At 64.5% G+C, this 22,354-nt stretch carries 16 protein-coding genes and 1 pseudogene; 5 read left to right on the top strand and 12 right to left on the bottom strand.

Going from position 1 to position 22,354, the window contains the following annotated elements; translation table 11 throughout:
- Nucleotides 1-75: 75 nt before the first annotated feature.
- From ung to L2Y96_RS02200, 5 genes are all read right to left on the bottom strand, one after another.
- Nucleotides 76-777 carry a uracil-DNA glycosylase gene (ung, locus tag L2Y96_RS02220; RefSeq protein ID WP_247331593.1) on the bottom strand — a complete coding sequence of 234 codons (702 nt, stop codon included), beginning with the start codon at nt 775-777 and terminating at the stop codon, nt 76-78.
- Nucleotides 774-1,613: a response regulator gene (locus tag L2Y96_RS02215; RefSeq protein WP_247331591.1), complete on the bottom strand. Its 840-nt coding sequence runs from the start codon at nt 1,611-1,613 to the stop codon at nt 774-776. The genes ung and L2Y96_RS02215 overlap by 4 nt, the downstream gene beginning before the upstream one ends.
- Nucleotides 1,614-1,627: 14 nt before the next feature.
- Nucleotides 1,628-2,608, bottom strand: coding sequence for a permease-like cell division protein FtsX (ftsX, locus tag L2Y96_RS02210; RefSeq protein WP_247331589.1), 981 nt, complete (start codon nt 2,606-2,608; stop codon nt 1,628-1,630).
- Nucleotides 2,605-3,282: a cell division ATP-binding protein FtsE gene (gene ftsE / locus L2Y96_RS02205; RefSeq protein WP_247331587.1), complete on the bottom strand. Its 678-nt coding sequence runs from the start codon at nt 3,280-3,282 to the stop codon at nt 2,605-2,607. The genes ftsX and ftsE overlap by 4 nt, the downstream gene beginning before the upstream one ends.
- Before the next feature lie 120 nt (nt 3,283-3,402).
- Nucleotides 3,403-5,157: a DEAD/DEAH box helicase gene (locus L2Y96_RS02200; protein ID WP_247331585.1), complete on the bottom strand. Its 1,755-nt coding sequence runs from the start codon at nt 5,155-5,157 to the stop codon at nt 3,403-3,405.
- Between the two features lie 421 nt (nt 5,158-5,578).
- Between L2Y96_RS02200 and trxA the strand changes: the two genes are divergently transcribed.
- On the top strand, nt 5,579-5,905 hold the full coding sequence (gene trxA, locus L2Y96_RS02195) for a thioredoxin TrxA (protein WP_247331584.1): 327 nt from the start codon (nt 5,579-5,581) through the stop codon (nt 5,903-5,905).
- A 155-nt stretch (nt 5,906-6,060) separates the two neighbouring features.
- Complete coding sequence (gene rho, locus L2Y96_RS02190) at nt 6,061-7,860, top strand: transcription termination factor Rho (RefSeq protein ID WP_247331582.1); 1,800 nt, start codon at nt 6,061-6,063, stop codon at nt 7,858-7,860.
- A gap of 309 nt (nt 7,861-8,169) precedes the next feature.
- On the opposite strand, the gene L2Y96_RS02185 is transcribed toward rho, so the two are convergent.
- The 3 genes from L2Y96_RS02185 to L2Y96_RS02175 are packed head-to-tail and all read right to left on the bottom strand — an operon-like array spanning nt 8,170 to nt 11,185.
- Complete coding sequence (locus L2Y96_RS02185; protein ID WP_247331580.1) at nt 8,170-9,024, bottom strand: hypothetical protein; 855 nt, start codon at nt 9,022-9,024, stop codon at nt 8,170-8,172.
- 2 nt (nt 9,025-9,026) lie between these two features.
- Nucleotides 9,027-9,983, bottom strand: coding sequence for a ParB/RepB/Spo0J family partition protein (locus L2Y96_RS02180; protein ID WP_247331578.1), 957 nt, complete (start codon nt 9,981-9,983; stop codon nt 9,027-9,029).
- A complete protein-coding gene (locus L2Y96_RS02175) occupies nt 9,980-11,185 on the bottom strand; it encodes a DNA adenine methylase (protein ID WP_247331576.1) in 1,206 nt (401 codons plus the stop codon). Before L2Y96_RS02175 ends, L2Y96_RS02180 begins: the two co-directional genes overlap by 4 nt.
- Nucleotides 11,186-11,550: 365 nt before the next feature.
- Between L2Y96_RS02175 and L2Y96_RS02170 the strand changes: the two genes are divergently transcribed.
- Complete coding sequence (locus L2Y96_RS02170; RefSeq protein ID WP_247331574.1) at nt 11,551-12,921, top strand: glutamate--cysteine ligase; 1,371 nt, start codon at nt 11,551-11,553, stop codon at nt 12,919-12,921.
- Nucleotides 12,922-13,086: 165 nt separating this feature from the next.
- Here the strand turns inward: L2Y96_RS02170 and L2Y96_RS02165 are convergent, their stop codons facing one another.
- Entirely contained in the window at nt 13,087-14,508 is a 1,422-nt protein-coding gene (locus L2Y96_RS02165) for an OmpP1/FadL family transporter (protein WP_247331572.1), read from the bottom strand.
- A 229-nt stretch (nt 14,509-14,737) separates the two neighbouring features.
- Between L2Y96_RS02165 and L2Y96_RS02160 the strand changes: the two genes are divergently transcribed.
- Nucleotides 14,738-15,040: a YcgL domain-containing protein gene (locus L2Y96_RS02160; protein WP_247331570.1), complete on the top strand. Its 303-nt coding sequence runs from the start codon at nt 14,738-14,740 to the stop codon at nt 15,038-15,040.
- Nucleotides 15,041-15,130: 90 nt separating this feature from the next.
- Complete coding sequence (locus tag L2Y96_RS02155) at nt 15,131-18,568, top strand: ankyrin repeat domain-containing protein (RefSeq protein ID WP_247331569.1); 3,438 nt, start codon at nt 15,131-15,133, stop codon at nt 18,566-18,568.
- A gap of 67 nt (nt 18,569-18,635) precedes the next feature.
- Here the strand turns inward: L2Y96_RS02155 and L2Y96_RS02150 are convergent, their stop codons facing one another.
- The 3 genes and pseudogenes from L2Y96_RS02150 to L2Y96_RS02140 form a co-directional block, all read right to left on the bottom strand.
- Entirely contained in the window at nt 18,636-20,447 is a 1,812-nt protein-coding gene (locus tag L2Y96_RS02150) for a monovalent cation:proton antiporter-2 (CPA2) family protein (RefSeq protein ID WP_247331567.1), read from the bottom strand.
- Between the two features lie 133 nt (nt 20,448-20,580).
- A complete protein-coding gene (gene hemB / locus L2Y96_RS02145) occupies nt 20,581-21,570 on the bottom strand; it encodes a porphobilinogen synthase (protein WP_247331565.1) in 990 nt (329 codons plus the stop codon).
- A gap of 84 nt (nt 21,571-21,654) precedes the next feature.
- Nucleotides 21,655-22,344 (bottom strand): annotated as a pseudogene (locus tag L2Y96_RS02140) (heme ABC transporter ATP-binding protein); the annotation flags it as partial.
- Between the last annotated feature and the right edge of the window lie 10 nt (nt 22,345-22,354).

Genomic DNA, 22,354 nt, shown 5'->3' with positions numbered 1-22,354 from the left:
TGAGGCGGGCCACGTCACGATGACAAGTATGTGGTTGCTAAAGCCTGCGAGCCTCGGCCGCAGGCTTCTGTCACTTCAACCTGCGAAATCTGCGCGACGCGGCAGTGACCAGTCGATGGGCTGCTCGCCGCGCGCAACGAGGTACTCGTTTGCTTGGGCGAAATGTCCGCACCCCATGAACCCGCGATGCGCAGAAAGTGGCGAGGGATGCACGCTGCGCAGGATGCAATGGCGCTTGCCGTCGATGAGCTGGCCTTTCTTCTGTGCGTGGCTACCCCACAGCATGAAGACCAGGCCTTCGCGCTCACGGTTCAAGGCATCGATCGCGGCATCCGTAAACCCTTCCCAACCACGTCCCTGATGTGACGCCGCCTGCCCCGCTTCTACCGTGAGCACGGCGTTGAGCAATAGCACGCCACGATCAGCCCACGGCGTGAGGCATCCATGATCGGGGCGAGGAATACCGAGACAACTCTCGATTTCCTTGAACATGTTCTGCAGCGACGGCGGTACACGCACACCGGGCCGCACGGAGAAGCTCAAGCCGTGAGCCTGGCCGGGGCCGTGATACGGATCCTGGCCAAGGATGACGACACGTACCTTGTCGAACGGCGTGTGTTCGAACGCGTTGAAGATCTCGGGGCCCGGCGGATAGATTTCTTTCCCGTGCGCCTTCTCATCACGCAGGAACGCGGAGAGCTGAAGCATCTCCGGCCGGTCGAGGTAATCGCCGATACGCTCCTTCCAGGAGGCCTCGAGCTTCACGCGATCGTTCAAGCTTCCGCCTTCGCGCGCAGGTGCAACGCGACACGAAGCTGGAACAGCAGCTTCGTGATGAGCAACTTTTCTTCCACCGGCTTCTCGACCAGATCGTTCGCGCCGGCACGCAAAAGCGCCGCCTGGTTCGCGGGATTTTCGTCACCGGTCATGATCAGTGTGGGCAGCTTCCCCTTGCCGTAACCGAATTCATTGCGGATGCGTTCAACGAGATCGCCGCCAGTGAGTTCGCCCTTCAGGCTTACGTCGGTCAACACCACGTCCGCACCGACCTTCCCTTCCGCCTTCGCGGCACGCAGGAATTCGATCGCATCTTCCGCGCTGATGACGTGATGCACGGTAAGACCATACTTCTCCATCATGCGGCGCGTGGCCAACGCGACGACGCGGCTATCTTCCACGTAAAGCACTTCGCCTTCCGCACCGCCCTCGGGGCGCACGTAGCCGCGAATGAATTCGGCAAGCGCTTCGAAGCCGAGCGATTTGTCGAAGTAGTCGGTGACGAACTCGCCCAGCTCGCGGCGATGCAGGCGCTGCTCGACATCGCCCGACACCACCACGATGGGCATGTAGATCTGCGGCGCTGCTTCGCGCACGAAGCGCGCGACATCCAGCCCGTCCATGTCGGGCAGGCGCAGGGCCACGGTCACGAAGTCGAACACGCCTTGCTGCAGCTCCATCTGCGCTTCCGCGCCGGTACCCACGCCGACGATTTCGACGCCCGGCACTTCGGCCGAGACCACGCGCGAGATAAGCGAGCGGACCACCTTGGAACCATCCACCAGCAGGATCCGCGGCGTGGCGCCAGCGACGCCTGATCCGATATGCGATGCCACCCCCTGGCCTCCCCTTAAACCGCCGCCGCGCGGCGGATCTGTCGTGCGCTGACCAGCCGCGCGCCGAGCCAGCCAAGCACGGCTGACGCGAGCGGTACTGAAAGAAGCAGCCAGGCGGGCAACCCGCCGAACTGGACACTGCCATCGTAAGCGGCCGCGAGGCGGCCAACCGGGCCCGCCATCGCAATTTCGATCACCACCGCGAGCGCGACGGCGAGGATGCCGGCGAACAGGCCAAGCCAGATACCCGTGTACAGATAAGGACGGCGCACGAAGGGCCGGCTTGCCCCGATCAGCAGCAGCACGCCGATTTCCTCGGCGCGGCTCTGGATATCCACACGGATGGTGTTGCCGACCACGAGCAGCGCGGCAATACCGAGAAGGAATGCCAGCATGGTGGTAGCACGCGTGCCGACACCCAGGATGGCATCGAGGCGCTGACGCCACGCCCCGGTATCCTGGACCATGTCCACGCCCGGCGTCGCCTTCATCGATTCGACCAGGCGGCTCACCTCATCCGCCGAGAGGTTCGGCTTCGGCTGAACGGAAAGAACGTACGGAAGCGGGTTCTCGTCGAGCGACTGTAGCGCGCCCGAGAACCCCTGGACTTCGGCCAGTTCGGCCAGGCCATCCTTCGGCGTGCGGACCGTGATCTCCTGCACCTCGGGCCGGCCGCGCAGCGCGGACGCCGCGGTTTCGGCCATGGCCACGGCCTGGCCCGGCTTCATGAACACGCTGATGGTCTGGTTGCGCCCAAGCGCATCGCCCATGCGCTCGACGTTGCCTAGCAACATGTAGAACGCCAGCGGCAGTGCGAGCGCGACACCCATCACCGCGACGGTAAGCAGCGTGCCGAGCGGGCGCGCGGCGAGGCGGCGCCAGCTGATCGAGAGGCTCCAGCTGTGGTGCTCGCGCCAGGCACCGATGTGGTGCGGCGTGCTACGGCGGGTTTTTTCCGGCTCGGGCGCGCGGCGTGGTTCGCGGACGGCGTTCATACCACCTCCGTCGCGGGCACGTCGGCGATGAGCTTGCCGTGGTCGAGCACCACGACGCGTTTCTTCATGCGCTTGATCAGCATCAGGTCGTGGCTCGCGACGAGGACAGCGGTACCCACCGCCTGGAATTCGGCGAACAGGCCCATGATTTCCATGGCCAGCTGCGGATCGAGGTTGCCGGTGGGCTCATCGGCGATAAGCACGGCGGGCTTGGCAACAATGGCGCGGGCGATGCCCACGCGCTGCTGTTCACCCGTGGAGAGGGTGCCGGGCAGCTGCTTCTCATAGCTCAGCAGGCCCACCTTCTCCAGCGCGGCACGTACCCGGCGGGCACGCTCGGTCGGCGAAACGCCGGCGATGACGAGCGGCAGCTCCACATTGGCGAACACGCTGCGATCGAGCAGGAGCCGGTGGTCCTGGAAGACCATGCCCAGCTTGCGGCGGATGCGGGGGATATCGGAGGAACGGACGGTGTTGAGCTTCTGCCCGTCCAGCGTGACCACGCCATTGGTGGGCCGCTCGATCATGGCCAGCAGCTTGAGCAGGGTGCTCTTGCCTGCACCGGAATGACCGGTGACGAACGCCATCTCGCCGGCGTCGACCTGGAAGGAGACATCCGTAAGGGCCTGGTGGTCGCCCTCGTATCGTTTGCTCACCAGATCGAAACCGATCACCGCGCTACCCGTTGGCCCGTGAAGCCTAGAGGATAAGGGATGTGGCGGTGTTTGGGCCGGGTTTGAGTCGCGAATTGGTGGCGTGAATCGCGCTTGCGCGCGATTCACGCCACGAAGGCGTTACTTACCGCCGAAAATCCGGCCCAGACGACGGAAGAAACCTTCCTTCTTAGCCGGTGCTGCCGCCGGGGCCGGCGTAGCGGCCGGACGCGACGCGGCCACATGGCGCGACGGACGGCGGTTGCCGTTGGCCTGCGCACCCTCGGCGCCAGCAGCGCGCGGGGTCGCGGCGGTGTTGTTGTCCTGGATGCGCACCTGCGGCGCGCCCTCGGCACCACCCTCGCGACGGCCGCGACCGCGACCACCACGGCGGCGACGCTTCTTCGGCGCCGAATCGGCAGCCATTGCCTCGGCTGCGGCCGGCAGGTCGGCCACCGTCTCGGCCACGACCACGGTCTTCACCGGGACTTCGGTCGAGCCCGTCGCCGGCGCGTCCTGGCGCGGACGGCGCTCACGGTTACCGGAACGCTCGCCCGAGCGCGGGCCGGAACGCGAACCCGAGCGCGAACCCGAACGCTGGCCATCACGGCCACCGCGGCCACCCTTCTCGGGCGGCGCGCCACGGGTCGGCACGTGGCCGCCGGTGTCGTTCGGATCTTCCACTTCATCCTGCACGCCGTCGGCACGCGGGCGCGCCGCCGGCATCACCAGCATCCGCGCTTCGATCGAAGCGGTCGGGATCTTCTGGTTGATGTAGGTCTCGATGTCCGGCAGGCCCATCGCGTAGAGGTCGCAGGCGAAGCTGATGGCATCGCCTTCGGCACCCAGGCGCGCGGTACGGCCGATGCGGTGGACGTAGTCCTCGGCATCCTGCGGCAGGTCGTAGTTGAAGACGTGGCTGACGGCCGGGATATGCAGGCCGCGGGCGGCGACGTCGGTAGCCACCAGCATGTCGATCTGGCCGTCCTGGAAGCGCTGCAGCAGCTTCTGGCGCTTCACCTGCGGCACGTCGCCCGAGATGGCGCCGACACGGAAGTTATGGCGCTTCAGGCGGTCGGTGATGCGCTCGGCGGCGGCCTTGGTGTTCACGAAGATGATGCTGCGCTCGGCCTTGCTCTCCTCGAGCAGGTTCAGCAGCAGCGGCATCTTTTCTTCCTTCGAAGGGAAGTAGACCACCTGGCGGACGCGGTCGGCCGTGACGTTCTCGGTTTCCACCACGAGCTTTTCGGCTTCGTGCATGTGCTCGTAGGCCAGCTCGAGCACGCGGTGGCTCAGGGTGGCGGAGAACAGCAGGACCTGGCGCTTCTCGCGGGCCGGCAGGCGGCGGAAGATGAAGCGCACGTCCTTGATGAAGCCGAGATCGAACATGCGATCGGCTTCGTCGATGACCATGACCTCGACGCTGCCGAAGCCGAAGACATCCTGCTTGTAGTAATCGAGCAGGCGGCCCGGGGTGGCGATGATGATGTCGCAGCCGTCGCGGAGCTGCTGGCGCTGCTTGTCGTAATCGACGCCGCCGTAGATCAGGGCGCTGCGCAGGCCGGTGCCCTTGCCGATCGTCTGGAAATCCTTCTCGATCTGGATGGCCAGTTCGCGGGTGGGCGCGATGATGAGGGCGCGCGGGTCCGAATCCTTGCGGTCGGCCGCGGCCGGGTTCCGGAGCAGGCGATCCATCAGCGCCACGAGGAACGCGAAGGTCTTGCCGGTGCCGGTCTGGGCCTGGCCTGCGACATCACGGCCGGTCAGGGCCACGGGCAGGGTCAGCGCCTGGATGGGCGTGCAACGGGTGATGCCGGCGGTGGCGAGCCCCTGGTGCAGGAGCGGATGGAGGTCGAGGTTTTCGTAAAAGACGTCGGTAAGTACGGTCTGGGACATGGATAGGCCTGGAAGCTTGCGCCGCGAGTACGCGGCGCCGTCCCTGCGGCAACGAATGCACCACGGGACGGGTGGTTGATCCGGCCGGCGCCACGGGAGGGTCGGTGGCCCCCGGTTGCCAGCCCGGCGGCGTGTCGACGCGCCCGGCGCACGTTGGCCGGAGGCGGTGGTGCCTGGCCCGACGGCTCCCGCTGGCATAGCTGAACCGGCTTCTCGAACCGGTTTACCTATGTCAACGGAAACCACCCGCTGGCACCTTGAATCGCTTGTATCGCGCCCCTAGTTCGGTTGGAATGAGGGCCACCGGCTGCAACGGCCAAGACCTTCGGTTCCGGTTGGACCCGCGACATGGGGCTCCTAAGTGTAGCCGATGCCAGCGTCACGGTCGTCAACTCCCCTATAACCCACTTTGGAGACCACGGTGAGCGACAAGATCACCCACACCAGCGACGCCGCCTTCTCGAAGGACGTCCTTGAATCCGACACCCCCGTCCTGCTCGATTTCTGGGCGGAATGGTGCGGCCCGTGCAAGGCCATCGCCCCGGCGCTCGACGAGCTGGCCGGCCAGTACGAAGGCAAGGTCAAGATCGTCAAGATCAATATCGACGAGAACCAGCAGACCCCGCGCCAGTTCGGCGTGCGTGGCATCCCGACCCTCATGGTGTTCAAGGATGGCAAGGTCGCCGGCACCCAGATCGGCGCCGTGAGCAAGGGTCAGCTCGATCAGTTCATCCAGAAGTCCATCTGAAGCCGTTAGGCTTCCGTTAGCCGCCGTGTGGGGCGCTTTACCTCGCGCCTCACACGATGCTAGGCTCTAGGCGTTCGCCCCGGGACACCTCGCTGTCCCCCATCCCGCGAACCCTCCCACCTTCTTCTTTTAACGGCGCCCCGTGAGGTTTGCCCGTGTCCGATATCGAAACGAAAGACTCCATCGACGCCAAGGGCGCCGGCGACCAGCCTGCGACCGAGCCACGTCCCCGCACCCGCCGCAAGGCACCGGCTGCGGAGGCCCCCAAGGTTGAGACGAGCGCTCCGGCGCCGGCTCCCGCCCCGGCGCCCACGCCGCCCTCGCCTCCGCCACTGCCGCCGGTCCCCGCGCCGCAGGCCGAACTCCAGCTCAATAACCCGGCGCCCTCCGGTGAGGCACGCGCCCCGCAGGAGCCCCGTGAAGGCGGCCAGTCGCAGGGCCAGAACCAGGGCCAGCAGCAGGGCGGCCAGGGGAACAACAACCAGGGTGGCCAGGGCGGCCAGCGCGAACGCGAAGGCCGTGGCCGTCGCCGCCGCAATGACCGTAACGACCGCAACGACCGCAACAACAACCAGCAGCGCCAGGGCGGCGGTGGTGGTAACGGCGGCGGCAACTATCAGCAGCGCAACAACAATAACAACGGCTACCCGGTCGACGACGACGAGAATGCCGATGCCGGCAGCAACGATCGCCTGATCAACCTGACCGAGCTCAAGCGCAAGAACTCCATCCAGCTCCTGGAATTCGCCGAGTCGCTGGGCATCCGCGAAGGCGTCGCCCGCCAGCGCAAGCAGGATGTGGTCTTCAGCGTCCTCAAGGCCCACGCCCGTTCGGGCGGCGGCATCTGGGCGGAAGGCGTGCTCGAGATCCTCCAGGACGGCTTCGGCTTCCTGCGCTCGGCCGATGAGTCCTACCTGGCCGGCCCCGATGACATCTACGTCTCGCCCAGCCAGATCCGCCGCTTCAACCTGCGCACCGGCGATTACATCACCGGACGCGTCCGCCACCCGAAGGAAGGCGAGCGTTACTTCGCCATGCTCAAGGTGGACGACATCAACGGCGATCCGCCGGAAGCGTCCAAGAACAAGCTGCTGTTTGAAAACCTGACCCCGCTGTTCCCGCGCAAGGCCTTCAAGCTCGAGCGTGGCAACGGCTCCACCGAAGACATCACCGGCCGTATCCTCGACCTGGTGGCGCCGATCGGCCGTGGTCAGCGTGGCCTTATCGTCTCCCAGCCCAAGTCGGGTAAGACGATGATGCTGCAGAACATCGCGCAGGCCATCCAGTACAACCACCCCGACGTCCACCTGATCATGCTGTTGATCGATGAACGTCCGGAAGAAGTCACGGAAATCGCCCGCACGGTTCGCGCTGAAGTTATCAGCTCGACCTTCGACGAGCCGGCCGTGCGCCACGTGCAGGTCGCCGAAATGGTGATCGAGCGCGCCAAGCGCCTGGTCGAGCACAAGAAGGATGTGGTGATCCTGCTCGACTCCATCACCCGTCTGGCCCGTGCCTACAACACCGTGGTCCCGAGCTCCGGCAAGGTGCTCACCGGCGGTGTGGATGCCAACGCCCTGCAGCGTCCCAAGCGCTTCTTCGGCGCGGCACGTAACGTGGAAGAAGGCGGCAGCCTCACCATCATCGCCACGGCGCTGACGGACACCGGCTCCAAGATGGACGAGGTGATCTACGAGGAGTTCAAGGGCACCGGCAACATGGAAGTGCACCTGTCCCGCCGCATCTCCGAGAAGCGCGTGTACCCGGCCATCGACATCAACCGCTCCGGCACCCGTCGCGAGGACCTGCTGATCGATCCGGACCTGCTCGCCAAGATCTGGATCCTGCGCAAGCTCCTCCACCCGATGGACGAGCTGGCCGCGATGGAATTCATGCTCGACAAGATGAAGAACACCAAGTCGAACGACGAGTTCTTCAACTCGATGAAGCGCTGATCGAGGCTGCTCGCGGGGCGTCCGGTCACGGGCGCTCCGCAACAACCACGGAGCAGCCCCTTCACGGGTTGAAATGCCACTCCGGGACGACTAAAGTGCTGGACAAGTGGACTGGGGGTACCCGGTCGGCGTCAAAGCCTCGGTGATTTCACCGGGGCTTTTTCGTTAGTTGATACTCAAGAGTACAGCCGTGACGGCACAATTTCGCTCGCAACGTTCGCCTATCAACAATGAGCGTAGCGGAGCGAGGCTAAATTGGCGGACGGCTAGCTCTTGATGACACTGACAACAGCACACCTCACCGGGTTCTCAAATTTTCTCGAGGCCACCGGTTAAGCCCAAATTCTTCATTGCGGTGCGAAACGGCGGGATCTTGCGAAGGCCTTCTAGGAACCCGTGTCGGCAGTCTCGATACTTTTTTGCTGCCTGCTCTTTGTTCTTTGGCGTATGGTGCGCCGTATTTCGGTACTCACTGATATAACTCTGCGCCCCACCGATCGCAGCGGCGGCGTTTTTGAACTTTTGCGACTGCTGCATAGCCAGTAACGTACTCGCTGGCGCACCCGCTTTCGCATCACTCTTAGAAAGCCAGCCCTTTTTGACAGCGTCACGCCCAGCCTTCAGGACAAGCCCCTCAAATACCTCTGCAATATCCGACACACCCGACAACGGATCGCTGTTGTAACGTTCAAATGATTCGGCCAGTCGCGCGCGAATCGAACCAGGCAGCCCCTTCATCGCGTCAGCAAATTCATTCGCAGGGATCAACTGAATTAGAGGCACACACGAGCTTCGCCGCGTGACGATCCCGGCTGCATCAACCGTCAGCAATCCATATCCGTGCGACATGAGCTCCTTAACTTGAGCCTGATCATCTAGATATGCCTGCTCAGGACACACTGAATACACAGCAATGGGCATATTGAGGCCAAGAATATCCGCACGCCTCATCCTCAGAATCAGGGGATAGGGCTTATCGGGGGAGACTTCAGCCACGATCATTCGATGACTATTCGTTTTGAAGCTGAGGGACGGACTCCAATTCAAGTCACGATCAATCGGCTGTCCCGAACTTATCGATTTCGTCTGATAGGTGTGTTCAAAAAACGCCTGCGCGGCGACCGACAGAAAGGTTGAACCCGACGTGATTTCCCCTGAGGACATCTTCAGCTCCCCAGTACGGCTTCGATATGAGCATGAAGCTCACGCAATGACGTCTTAAGCTCTGCATCGAGCTCTTCGGCGCGCTCCTCGTCTTCGACTGCCTCCAAGAATTCAGTCAACCCAACGACGAGCCGAGATGCGCGCTTTTCGACATATTCGAACGCGACCGTCGATTCATACGCCTCTCGGATGCTTGTCGACTTTCCTGCATCGAATACCTTATCAAGTGCTTTTCGAGCCACCCTCTCCTTAAGGCCGAGCGAGTGAACCGCAGTCGCGATCTTCGAAAGCTGCCGGAAATCGGTGACCGCCGAAATCACTCCGCCTTGAAACTTCTCGACAAGTACATCTCGGATGTCGTCGATGTTCTTGGCGTATTCGGGCAGCCGACGAGTAACCGTCTTCAGCGACCGCTCCATCTCGATGAAAAAATCCTCTGAAAGCCGCTGACTCGACTTCGGCTTCTCAAGCTCCTGAAGGAGAAGATCTTTGAATCTGGACGGTAAGTCGATAAGTAACTGACAGCGGCGAATCGCCCCCCTGGTTAACCCGGTCAACTCGGACAGCTTGATTTCGTTCGGCACCTCACTGAACTCAAGCGTGTACAGCTCGATAACCCGCTGAAGCTTCGAGGCAATCGTGTAATAGTCCCACTGCTCCCGCAGCGAATGAATGTTGTACATCAGAACCAGATTCTCTAGCTCGGATGGTCGTGCTTGGATAATTACAGGTACAACACGAAGATTCAGCTTAGTAGCGCAGCGCCATCGCCTCTCGCCGTCGAGAAGCGTGTAGTGGTCTCCATCCTTGTAGACCGTAAGCGGCACCTGAATTCCATGCCGGTCAATGGAGAGCATCAAGCTTTCCATCTCCTCCTGACGAAAAACAAGTCGAGGATTTTCCGGATTCGGGCGGATATCTGCAGGTGCTACTTGCTTGAGCTTCTGTGCTTCGCTCATCTGAATTTCGCCCTGTATAGAATCTCAGTCACGGCTTGGCGCTGCGTACCTTTGGATGCGCCCATCGTAGAATGTGAGTAGTCAATCTCCAGCACCTGCGGCCGACACTTAAAGTGACGCGCCATCAAAGCTGGAATCTTTCTTCTTGAGTCGTCAAGCAGCCCATTCGCGGGATAGCTAATAATGAGGTCCGCTCGCAAGTCGGCCGCCTGTCTAACGAGCTCCTCGAACGAACGCTCAACCGACGTCTTATGGGAGAACGATGACGCATGCCGGTTTTCGCGATACATTCCACGCCCCGCTGCGGCGGGATAGTCGTACAACAAGGCCGTCTCGTACACATGGTAGTAGCGCGAATACTGATCGGCCGTGTAGGGGGGATCAGCGTAAATGACAGACGGGGTCTGGCTACGGCGCGTGACTTCCGCGAGAAGCTCGAGGGCATCGCTACGAAAGGCTTGATTTCTAGCGCGCCACTGGCGTGAGCCTATTGGCAAAAGCTGATCCATCGCCCGAATCCACTCAAGACGCAGCGACCTCAATCGCTGGGCTCTAAATCGACGGAAAGTCTGATCCTTCGGGCGAAGTGCCTGAGCGAAGTGCCCCGTGGTCGTCGAGCACCTTGACAGTGCGACACATAAACCAATTACGGACCAGCGATGCTCCTCATAGCAGATCCGACCGGCGGTTCGAAGATTGTCGAGCGCCATACGGAGCGCATCGAAATCAATAGCTTGCTCATAGCCGAAGTAGGTGCCACCGAACCGTCGCGTGAACAGATCATACGGTAGCTGGCCCAGGCCGCTCATGAGGGAGTTGGCGCGCTCGACTGAATAGTCAAATACGCGCTCATAGCCGGAAGCACCTCTTAAAGACAATGCTATCCGTTCCGCTTGAAGCTCCTCCGAAAATTCGCCCCGAAGCCTCGCCAATTGCCCAAGATAGACTGATGAGCACAGGTCGTGGATAGAGGCTCCTGTCGGCGCCAGCTTTGTCGAACAAAACGTTGCCCCCGCAACCGCATGGGCGAAGTGCTGTACATCATTCGTCCATACGGGACGTGTTGTTCCTACGGCGCGCCCAACAGCACACATTCCGGCGAACACATCCAATAGTGGCCCAGGGCCACTCTCTCCGACGAGGGCGGCGACGGCGCCTGCCAAATTCCTTTTAGTCCCCATGTAGGGAATTAGCTGCGTCATAGCTAGTCCGTGCCGTTCCCTGCTGCCCTGGGTCCAATCCTAGCGAATTCTTGCTTCGTGAGTAATAAGCTATGCCGCCGGACGTCCACGAACCGACCTTATCGAAGGTCAGGCCATTAGTGCGCGAACGGGCAACCCCGAGCTTCGGCTAGGTCGAATCATTTACAGAACTCAAATAGCTAACTCGTTCAGTATAGGCCGACCTTCCTTGCGAGCTTGATCTACTTTTGGGGCTGCACATGAGTGCGCGTAGCGCGGGCAACTTTTGTTAACCTCCGCCGCGGGCATGACACCTTTTCCCGGGCGACATGCGCCCCCATGTGGGGCGGCTACGGCCCCTGCCGTCTATTGCCAAGGAAAGTGAAGTGTCCATTCCCAGCGCCGCCAAGAGCACGCCCATCGGTGACCGTAACGATCTGGTCGCCAACCTCGCCGAGGGCGAAAAGCCGCGCGAGCAGTGGCGCATTGGCACCGAGCACGAGAAGTTCGGCTTCTATACCGATGACCTGACCCCGCCGCCCTTCGAAGGCGAGCGCCCCGGCATCCGGGCCATTCTCGAGGGGCTGGCCGAGCGTTTCGATTGGCAGATCGCCCGTGAAGGCGAGACGCCGGTCGCGCTGACCAAGGGTAAGGCCAACATCACCCTGGAGCCGGCCGGCCAGCTGGAGCTCTCTGGCGCGCCGCTGGAATCCATCCACCAGACCTGCGACGAAGTCAGCACCCACCTGCAGGAAGTGCGCTCGGTGGCCGACGAGTTCGGCATCGGCTTCCTCGGTATGGGCTTCCAGCCGAAGTGGCGCCGCGACCAGATGCCTTGGATGCCCAAGGGCCGCTACAAGATCATGCGCGAGTACATGCCGAAGGTCGGCTCGCTCGGTTTGGACATGATGACCCGCACCTGCACCGTGCAGGTCAACCTGGATTACGCGACTGAAGCCGACATGGTGAAGAAGTTCCGCGTGGCCCTGGCCCTGCAGCCGATCGCCACTGCGCTCTTCGCCAACTCGCCGTTTACCGAAGGCAAGCCGAATGGCTACAAGTCGTTCCGTTCGCATGTGTGGACGGATACCGATGCCGACCGTACGGGCATGCTCGATTTCGTGTTCGAAGACGGCTTCGGCTACGAGCGCTACGTGGATTACATCCTCGATGTGCCGATGTATTTCAGCTATCGCGATGGCAAGTACGTCGACCTGTCGGGCCAGGATTTCAAGAAGTTCATGCGCGGCGAACTCGCGGCGCTGCCGGGCGTGAAGCCCACGATCAAGGACTGGGCCGACCACCTCACCACCGCCTTCCCGGAAGTACGCCTCAAGCAGTACCTGGAAATGCGCGGCGCCGATGCGAGCCCGTGGAACCAGCTGTGCGCCCTGCCCGCGTTCTGGGTGGGTCTGCTGTACGACGACGTGGCGCTCGATGCCGCATGGGATCTGGTGAAGGATTTCAGCAAGGCCGAGCGCCACGCGCTGCGTGATGGCGTGCCGAAGCATGCGCTGGATCTCGAGTTCCGTAACCACACGGTGCGCGAGCTTTCGCTCGAAGCACTGAAGATCGCCGACCACGGCCTGAAGCGTCGCAACGTGCTCAGCTCGCGCGGCGCGGATGAGTCCATCTACATCGAACCGCTGCTGGAGATCGCGCTCTCGGGCAAGACCCAGGCGGATACGAAGCTGGAGCAATTCCACGGCAAATGGAACGGCAGCGTGGATCCCGTTTTCAAGGAATACGCCTACTAATCGTAGGAGCCCACCCTGTGGGCGACATCTTTCGTACAGCCGCCACAGGGCCTGCGGCGCTTTCGCGAAAGATGTCGCCCACAGGGTGGGCTCCTACACGGTAGGCATAAAAAAACCTCCCCGTTGCCGGGGAGGTTTTTTTTCAGCTGCTGGTCGCCTGAGCGATCAGAACTGGTACTTGGCCGACAGGCTGAGCAGGTTGCCCTTGTCGTCGTTCTCGCCCACGAGCGTATCGTTCGTGGAGCTGTTGACGCCGTTCATGTGCGCCTTGTTCACGAAGATGTGAGCGTAGCCAGCGTTGATCTCGAACTTCTCCGACACCTTGTAGCCAGCACCGAAGGCGAGCCACTTGCGGGTCGAATCCGGCACGCGCGGGGAGCGGGTGTCAGCGTAGGTCGGGGTGGTGTCGACAGCGATACCGCCACGGACGGTGAACTTGTCGGTGACGTAGTACTCGCCACCCACCGACGCGAACCACGTGTTACGCCACTCGTAAACTTCGCTGGTCGGCGGCTGGTTCGGGTTCGAGTAGTTCACCGTGAGGTTCTTGAACGAATCCCACTTGGTCCACGACAGGTCGAAGCCCAGGCCGAACTTCTCATCCTGGTGCCAGAAGCTGGCGGTCGCGACGGCCGGGGTTTCGAAGCCCGCGGTGCCATCGGTGTGGGTGAACGGCGGCTGGCCCTGGAACAGGCTGGCAAACGCCGGGTTCGACAGCAGGCCCGAGACGTTCGACGGCACGGTGAAGTTGCCGGTGCCTTCCAGGTGGTGCTTGATCGAGCTGCGGTAGTTCAGCGCCAGGCGATCCTGGCCGGTGAGCTTCCACAGGGCGCCGAGCTGCCAGCCGTAGGCCCAGTCGTCACCCTTGATCTTGGCGATGCCATCGCTGCCCGGGGGCACGACGCTGTTGATCAGGCCGAGGTAGGTCGGGGCAGCGGCAGCCGGGATGGCGCCAGCGGCCACGCCCTGCTGCAGCACGCCGAGGGCGGCGCTGTTGTAGTTGATGGCGCTGGTCAGTTCAGCCGTGGTCTTCTGCGCGATGAAGCTGGCGCCGAGGGCGAACGTATCGGTGACATCGAACGAGGCCGACAGCGTGGCGTCGTACGACTTGAAGTCGGACTTGATGGCGTTGTAGCGGCCCTTCCAGTCAGCGTCGTAGTCGGTCTTGAAGCCGAACGGCGCGGTGAGGCCCAGGCCGAGGTGCACGCGGTCGCTCACCTTGGTGGCGAAGTAGAACGCGGGGACCGGGATGGTGGTGCCAGCGTCGCCGCCGTTGCCGCCGGAGATCGGGCGACCCTGCGCATCCGTGGCCGTGCCGTGGAACTTGGTGCTGAAATTGATGCCGGTGACGTCGGCCTGGAAGGTGTTGCCTTCCAGCATGGACATGGCGGCCGGGTTGTTCACGATGACCGAGGCATCGTCACCCGCGGCGGCGGAACCGGCGAACGCGCGGCCGAGGGCCTTGGCGCTGTTTTCCTTGAGCTGGAACGCGCTGGCGTGCGCCGCCTGCGGCGCCACGAGCGCGCCGGCGATAGCCAGCGAGAGGGCGGCGATAGCCAGCGGGCGGGTGTGAAGTTTGATCTGCATGCGAAGCGGCTCCTGCTTATTGTTCTGACGGGATCGAACGGGGCGGAAAACGTAAAAGTTAGCCGTTTTCATACGCGCGTTTAACAATCTGGCGTGGAACTCTGGACGACTTGACCAAGAATTTGCAAGTGCACGTGCAACAAACCTGAAACAGCCCACGGTTTCGGCCCAACGCGCCGGCCCGGGATTTGATAAATTAGGGTACCGAGCCGCCGCGAGACCTGCCGTCATGCACTGCTTCGTCTACGCCAGTCAGCGCAAGCCCGATACCTACGTGTGGCTTACCCGCCGGGAAGGCTTCGATGTCCTCCCGGAGCCGCTTGTCCTCCTGCTCGGCGAACTCCGCTTCGTGCTTGAGGTGGAGCTCACACCCCACCGCAAACTTCCGCGGGAAGACACTGAGAAAGTTCTCGCCAACCTGGGGGAACTGGGCTGGCACCTGCAGGCGCCGCCCAAGGAAACGCTGAGCGTCTGCAACCAGCCGAACCTAAACCGGGAAATCGACCCGGACGCCTCGATCGTTCGGGCCTGATCTGGCCGAAACCGCGCATAGGCGGAACGTGGAGCGCAGGTTAACGCGAGGTTACCGCGAGGGCCTTCCACGGTCCGTATACTCGCGCGCATGGCCAATCCCAAACGTCGACGACCGCCGCTGATCAAGGCGCTGCCCTGGTTCCTCCCCGCCCTTGCCGCCGTGGCGTGTGCCGGCCTTACCGCCTCACCGCTGGCCCTTATTCCGCTGCTGTTGGCCAACACCCTGGCCATGGCGGCGGTATGCCATGCGATCGGTTTCGATCCCGAGCCGAATTACCTGCGCACCGCGCTGCGCCGGGGTTCGGCGTATGTCGTGATGTTCACCGTCTACACCTTCGTGGTGTTCGTGCTGGTGGCCTGGCCCCTGCTCAAGCTCACCCAGGCCCCCAGCCTTGGCGCCGCCCTTCTCCTGGCTGCCACGCTGGTGATCGCCCTGGGCGCCTTGTGGCGTGTCTGGCCGGCCTTTGGCCTGGTCTACCTGTGGGATGACGCCTACCCCGAAAGCAGCGGTGACGGCTCGTGGATCTTCACCGCGATGGCCCGCTCGGTCAGCTTCGGGCGGCATCTCTCGGCGGAAGAGCGCTTCTTCAGCCATTTCCTCCCGGCGGCGCTGGGCCTGCTGGTACTGGCCTTCTGTGCCGTCGCCCTGTCGGGTCTTTACGGCGTGCTCCCCGCCGAGATGCGCATCGCCGCACTCGGCCTGTATGCCGTGGTGCTGCTCCCGGCCTGCTCGCTGCTGATCGCCAACCGTACGTTGCGCGCCCTGCTCTGCGACCGCCGCGGGCACATCCGCACCGCCCGTGCAGATACGCGTCGTGAACCCGCTATCAGTGATGCGCACCGCGTGCCGACGCCCGAGCCGATTCCCGAACTGTCGACGGAAGAGCGCCAGCCCGAGATCCGCGATGGCGCGTTGCTCGCCGCCATCCGCTCCGGCGATGTGGCCCGTGCGGTCGCGCTCGTCGAAGCCGGCGCCAATCCGAATACCGTGGCCGAGCCCGGTGATCGTGACCAGCGGCCCGTGCTCACGCTCGCCGCCCTTTCCGCGGATACGCGCCTGCTGCGCGCACTCATCGCGCGTGGCGCCGACGTCAACCGCGCGCACCAGGGCGTTACCGCGCTGCTCGCCGCGTGTCGCGATAGCTGGCACGGCCGCCCGGACGCGGTGCTCACCCTGGTATCGAATGGCGCCAACGCAGCGGCGACCGATGCGGAAGGTAATACGGCCTTGCATGGCGCGGTGCTAAGCGCCGAACCCATGGTGGCCGCCATGCTGCTTGATGCGGGCGCTCCGGTGGATGCCGTGAACGCCGCTGGCGAAACGCCACTCGCGATCGCGTGCCGCGCCGCCAACTGGGCGCTCGCCCGTTTCCTGCTGGAACATGGCGCCAAGCCAGCACCGGTCGGTGCCGAGCCCGCGCTCGTGGCTGCGGCTGGCATCGCGGATGACGACGCCGAGGGTGTCCGGGTGCTCCTGCGCCACAAGGCGCCGGTGAATGCAGCGAATGCTCACGGCCGCACCGCGCTCCTCGCTGCGGCAAGCGAAGGCCACGAGCAGATCGCGCGCGTCCTGATGCAGGCCCACGCCAACCCAAATCTTGCCGACCGGCATGGCACCACGGCGCTGATGGAGGCCTCGCGCGCCGGTGCCACGGGCATCGTGCAGGTCCTCGCCGATGCCCAGGCCGATGCGTCGCCTCGCGACAGCCACGGCCGCGACGCGCTCACGCTCGCATGCCAGTCGCCGCGCGCGCAGGCTGCGACGGTGCGCGCCCTGCTCGCCATGGGCGCGCAGCCCAAGGCCACGGGTGCGGACGGACGAAGCGCGCTTGACCACGCCACCGCCGGCGGCCGCTGGGATTTCGTCGCCCTGCTCGACCCGGATACACCGCTACCCACATCGCTTAGTGAATCGGTCCTGCCTGAAGCGGGCGCGGATTCTCCGTTGCACCTGCACGACGCCCTGCGCTTCGGCCATTGGGCCGTCGCGTCAACCTTCGCGAGCAAGGTACGCGAATGGCCCGTCGAAGAACTCGCCGCGCTGTATGTCGATCTGGCCGCACCGGGATGCGATGCCGCGCGCGCATGGCTGTTCGATCACGGCCTCTCCGCCGAGGCGCGCCTTGCACCGCCTGCCGACGACGAAAGCGACGCGCAGGGCCGCCGCCTCTTCGATGCGCTGCTCCCGCAACTGCCGCAGTCGGCAGACGCGCTACTGCAGCTGATGCATGCCGGCGCGAGCCCGGCCGGTGCTGGCCTGCTCGGCCAGGCCATCTGCCGTCTGGATGGTGAGGAAGAACGGCTCACGCTGGCGATGCTCGACGCGGGCGCCGACCCGTTTGGCGCCGATGCCCGCGGCCGCACGCCCGTGCACATGGCGGCGGCCACCGGTGCGATACGCCTCCTCACGGCATTGCTTGCGCGCGGCCTCGACCCGAATGTCCGCGATGCGGGCGGGCGTACACCGCTGCATGCCGCGCTGGAACATGGTGGGGACGCGCTGCCGCTGGTGCGCCTGCTGGTGGCACACGGCGCCGACCCCGAAGCGGCCGACGTGAATGGTGAGACCCCGTACGGCCTGGGGATCGGCCATGGCGATGTCGAGCGTTGGCTCAACTGGCACCTCTGGCCCCTGCCGGGCCGCTCGCTGCGTGCCTCCGATCTCCCGGCGGCCGCGGCGGCAGGCGACATGCAGGCGGTCGACCGCCTGCTGGAGCTTGGCTTCGATATCGACACGCGCGACGCGCAGGGCGCCACCGCGCTGTTGCGTGCCGCGGGCGCCGGCCAGGCCGACGTCGCCACGCACCTGCTCGATGCCGGCGCCGATCCGGCGACGGCGGCCGCATCGGGCGTAACTCCCCTAGCCGCAGCGGTTAACGCACGGCGCGATGCCGTCGTCGAACGCCTGCTCGCGCGCGGCGTCGCAGTCGACCAACGCCTGCCCGGCGACACCACCGCCCTCATGATCGCTGCGGCCCTTGGCTATCCCGACATCGTTGAGCGCCTGCTTGCCGCGGGCGCCGATACCAATGCGGAAGATGCCCATGGCCACACGGCGCTCCACGCTGCCGCGCAGTACTGCTTCGGCAGCAACGACAGCCTGCGTGCGCGCCGCCTGCTCGACCTGCTGATCGGCAGGGCCGCCGACGTCAACAAAACCGACAAGGACGGCGCCACGCCGCTGCTCCTGCTGCTCGGTTCGCACATGCGCCCCGGCACACCCGCTGATGCCACGCATCTTGGTGCACTGGTTCCTGTGTTGCTGGATGCGGGCGCGAAAATCGAACACGCCGACCAGCGCGGCGTCAGCGCCCTGCACGCCTGCGCCATGCATGCCTTGCTGCCACCGGCACGCGTGCTCCTGCACCGTGGCGCCAACCGCAACGCCGCCGATGCGTTCGGTCGTACCGCCGGCGATGTGGCGCGGCACCTGGGCTACGTGGATATCGCGCACGAGCTGGGGGTACGCGCCAACGCGATCCCGAGCGTGCGCCAGACCCTACGCCAACCCGCCCAGCCCGAATAACTCGCTCTTGTAGGAGCGTGCTTGCACGCGATCCGCCGGCAGGCGGAGTGTCATCGCAAGCGCGCTCCTACTTTTCTTCGGCGCGCTCGCGCTCTTCGGCCGCATCGGCTTCGAACAGATGCTGCAGGTCGTTCAGCGCTTCCTTCGAGCTCTGGATAAGCGCCGCATCGTCGTCGTAGACGAGGTACTGCTGGCGCAACACCTGCTCATCGAGCTTGCGGAAGCGTGCGATACGCGCTTCGACCACTTCGGGCGGCATGTCCAGCGCCTCGAGCACGTGGCGCGTCATCATCAGGCTCGAATAGAACGTTTCGCGCACTGGGTCGTCCACGCCGATATCCATCAGGCGGAACACGTGCTGGCGGTTGCGGGCGCGCGCGACGATCTTGAGGTGCGGGTACTGCCGGCGCACCAGCCGCGCGGTGCGCAGATTGGCTTCCGGATCATCCGTGGCCAGCACGAACACCGAGGCCTTGTCCGCCTGCGCGGCGCGCAGCATCTCCGGGCGGCCCGGGTCGCCGAAGAACAGCGAGGTGCCACCGAAGCGACGCGAGGTCTCCACCTGTTCCACCGAGCTTTCCAGCGCGACGAACTGGATGCCCTGCGCACGCAACACACGGGCGACGATCTGGCCCATGCGGCCGAACCCGGCAATGATGACCCGCGGCGTATCGGCTTCGATCTGGTCGAACTCGCGGTCGGGCTTGCGCGCGCGCTCATGGACCAGACGTGCCGCCAACAACACCAGCAGCGGCGTGAGTGCCATGGAAAGCGAAATCGTCATCACCATCAGGTTGCGCTGCGGGTCGGTGATGATGTGTTGCTGCTGGGCGAGGTTAAGCACCACGAAGGCGAATTCACCACCGCTGGCCAGCACCGCCGCCAGTCGCACGGAATCCGCGTTGGTCAGTGCACCCACCAGCTTGCCCAGCGGCATGATGAGCACCGCCTTCACCGCCAGCAACGCCGCCACCAGGCCGATGACCAGCAGGGGTTGCGCGAGCAGCAGCGCGAGATCCACCGACATGCCCACGCTGATGAAGAACAGACCCAGCAACAGGCCCTTGAACGGCTCGATATTGGATTCGAGTTCGTGGCGGTATTCCGAATCGGCCAGCAGCAGGCCGGCGAGAAAGGCACCGAGGGTGCTGGAGATGCCAGCCAGTTCCATCAGCCACGCCGTGCCCATCACCACCAGCAGGGCCGTGGCGGTCGAGACTTCGGCGCTCTTGGCGCGCGCCACGAAGCGGAACACATGGCGCAGCACGAGACGGCCACCGACGATCACACCCAGGATGGCACCCACCACGCGGATGACGCTCATGATGTCGGGCGTGGCATGCGCGTCGCGCGCCAGCGCGCCACCGAGCAGCGGCACGGCGGCGATCAGCGGAATGGCGGCGAGGTCCTGGAACAGCAGGATGGCGAAGGCCTGGCGGCCATAGGCCGTGCCTGCTTCCTTGCGCTCAGCCAGGATCTGCAGACCGAACGCGGTAGAAGACAGCGCAAGGCTGCCGCCGACGATGACCGCAGCCTTCCAGGTCAGGCCAAACAGGTAGTAGCCGACAGCGCCCAGTGCGAGGGCACACACGATGACCTGCAAGGTACCGCTGCCGAAGACGGCGCGGCGCATGACCCACAGGCGCGAAGGCGATAGCTCGAGGCCGATGACGAAAAGCATCAGCACCACGCCGAAATCGGAGATCGTCGCGACACCGGCCGTATCGGCCACCAGGCCGAGCATCGAAGGCCCGATGACCACGCCCGCCAGCAGGAAACCCAGCACGGCGCCAAGCCGGAAACGTTTGGTCAGCGGAACGGCGATCACCGTCGCCAGCAGGAAGACGACCGCCGTTTCGAGGAAATGATGTCCGTCCATCTGCCGCTCCCGGAAAACTGGCTCGGATTATGTCATGGGCGGAAGCGCCCAGTTTGGACGAAACACCTGTTCGGGCCGTTGCAGGAGCGAGCTTGCTCGCGATGGGACTTGCCGCAAGCGCGCTCCTACAGGGTCAGGCTTTGAGCCAGCGGGCGACGTCGATGGCGAAGTAGGTCAGGATCGCGTCGGCACCGGCGCGCTTCATGGCCACCAGCGATTCGAGGACGACCGCCTTTTCATCCAGCCAGCCGTTCTGCGCGGCGGCCTTGATCATCGCGTACTCGCCGCTCACCTGGTAAACGAAGGTCGGCACGCCGAAGGTTTCCTTCACCCGGCGGACGATATCGAGGTACGGCAGGCCCGGCTTCACCATGACCGCATCGGCGCCTTCGGCGATATCCAGCTCCACTTCGCGCAGGGCCTCGTCGCTGTTGCCGACGTCCATCTGGTAGGTGTGCTTGTTGCCCTTGCCCAGGTTGGCCGACGAGCCCACCGCGTCGCGGAACGGGCCGTAGAAGCTCGAGGCGTACTTCGCCGAGTAGGCCAGGATGCGGGTGTGGATAAAGCCCGCCGCTTCCAGCGCGTCGCGGATCGCGCCGATGCGGCCATCCATCATGTCCGAGGGCGCCACGAAATCCATGCCGGCTTCAGCCTGGGCCAGCGACATCTTGATCAGCGCTTCGACGGTGGGCTCGTTCATCACGTAGCCCTCGGCATCGATCAGGCCATCCTGGCCATGCGTCGTGTACGGGTCGAGCGCCACGTCGCCGATGAGGCCGAGCTCCGGGAAGCGCTGCTTCAGCTCACGGGTAGCGCGCTGGAACAGGCCATCGGGATTCCACGCCTCGCGGGCGTCTTCCGTCTTCACCGAGCCATCCACCGACGGGAACAGCGCCAGCGCGGGGATACCGAGGGCAACGCACTCGGCGCCGAGCTTCACCAGCTCATCGATCGACAGGCGTTCCACGCCCGGCATGGACGGCACCGGCTGGCGTACGCCTTCACCTTCCACCACGAACGCGACCATGATCAGGTCGGCACTGGTGAGGACGGTTTCGCGCATGAGGGCGCGGGAGAAGGCGTCGCGGCGCATGCGGCGCATACGGACAGCGGGGAAAGTCATGGGACGTGACCTGTGCGTGGGGCGATCCCACCATTTTACGCCCCGCCGGGATCCCGAGGGGCGGCAGGTCGTCGCAGGGCGGCCTCAGGCCACGTCGATCCCGAACGTCCGGCCCAGCGGTATCCCGTAGATCTCCGAGAGCAGCGCCGTATCCAGGGCCTCCTGGGGCGACCCGTGGCGGCGCAAAGTACCGGCGGCCAGCACGGCGACCTCGTCGGCGTAGCGCGCGGCCAGGTTCAGGTCGTGCAACACCGCGATAACGCCAAGGCCCATGGCGGCACAGGCCCGGGCACGGCGCAGGATGAAATGCTGGTGGGCGATATCGAGGCCCGCCTCCGGCTCGTCGAGCAACAGCCACGCCCCCTCGGGCCCGCCCTCCCAGACCTGGGCGAGCACCCGGGCCAGTTGCACGCGCTGTTGCTCGCCACCGGAGAGCGCGGTGTAGCGGCGATCGCGAAGTTCCCACGCATGGGCGGCGCGCAAGGCCGCCGTGGCGATGACGTCGTCGCGCACCGCGTCATGCCGATGCGGGCTTCGGCCCAGGAGGACGACCTCGAGCGCGGTAAAGCCGAAGGCCAGGTCCACGCGCTGCGAAAGCATGGCGCGCCGGCGTGCCAGCGCGCGCGGGTCCCAGGCGTGTAGCGGGTTGCCGTCCAGGCTGACGTGGCCGGCATCTGGCCGCATCCGGCCGGATAGCACCGCCAGCAGCGTGCTCTTGCCCGCACCGTTCGGCCCCACCAGCACCAGCACGCGGCCGGGCGACGCGGTGAGGGAAACATGGCCG

Source organism: Luteibacter aegosomaticola (assembly GCF_023078475.1).
Taxonomy (GTDB): domain Bacteria; phylum Pseudomonadota; class Gammaproteobacteria; order Xanthomonadales; family Rhodanobacteraceae; genus Luteibacter; species Luteibacter aegosomaticola.
This window is presented reverse-complemented; position numbering and strand designations above follow the sequence as displayed.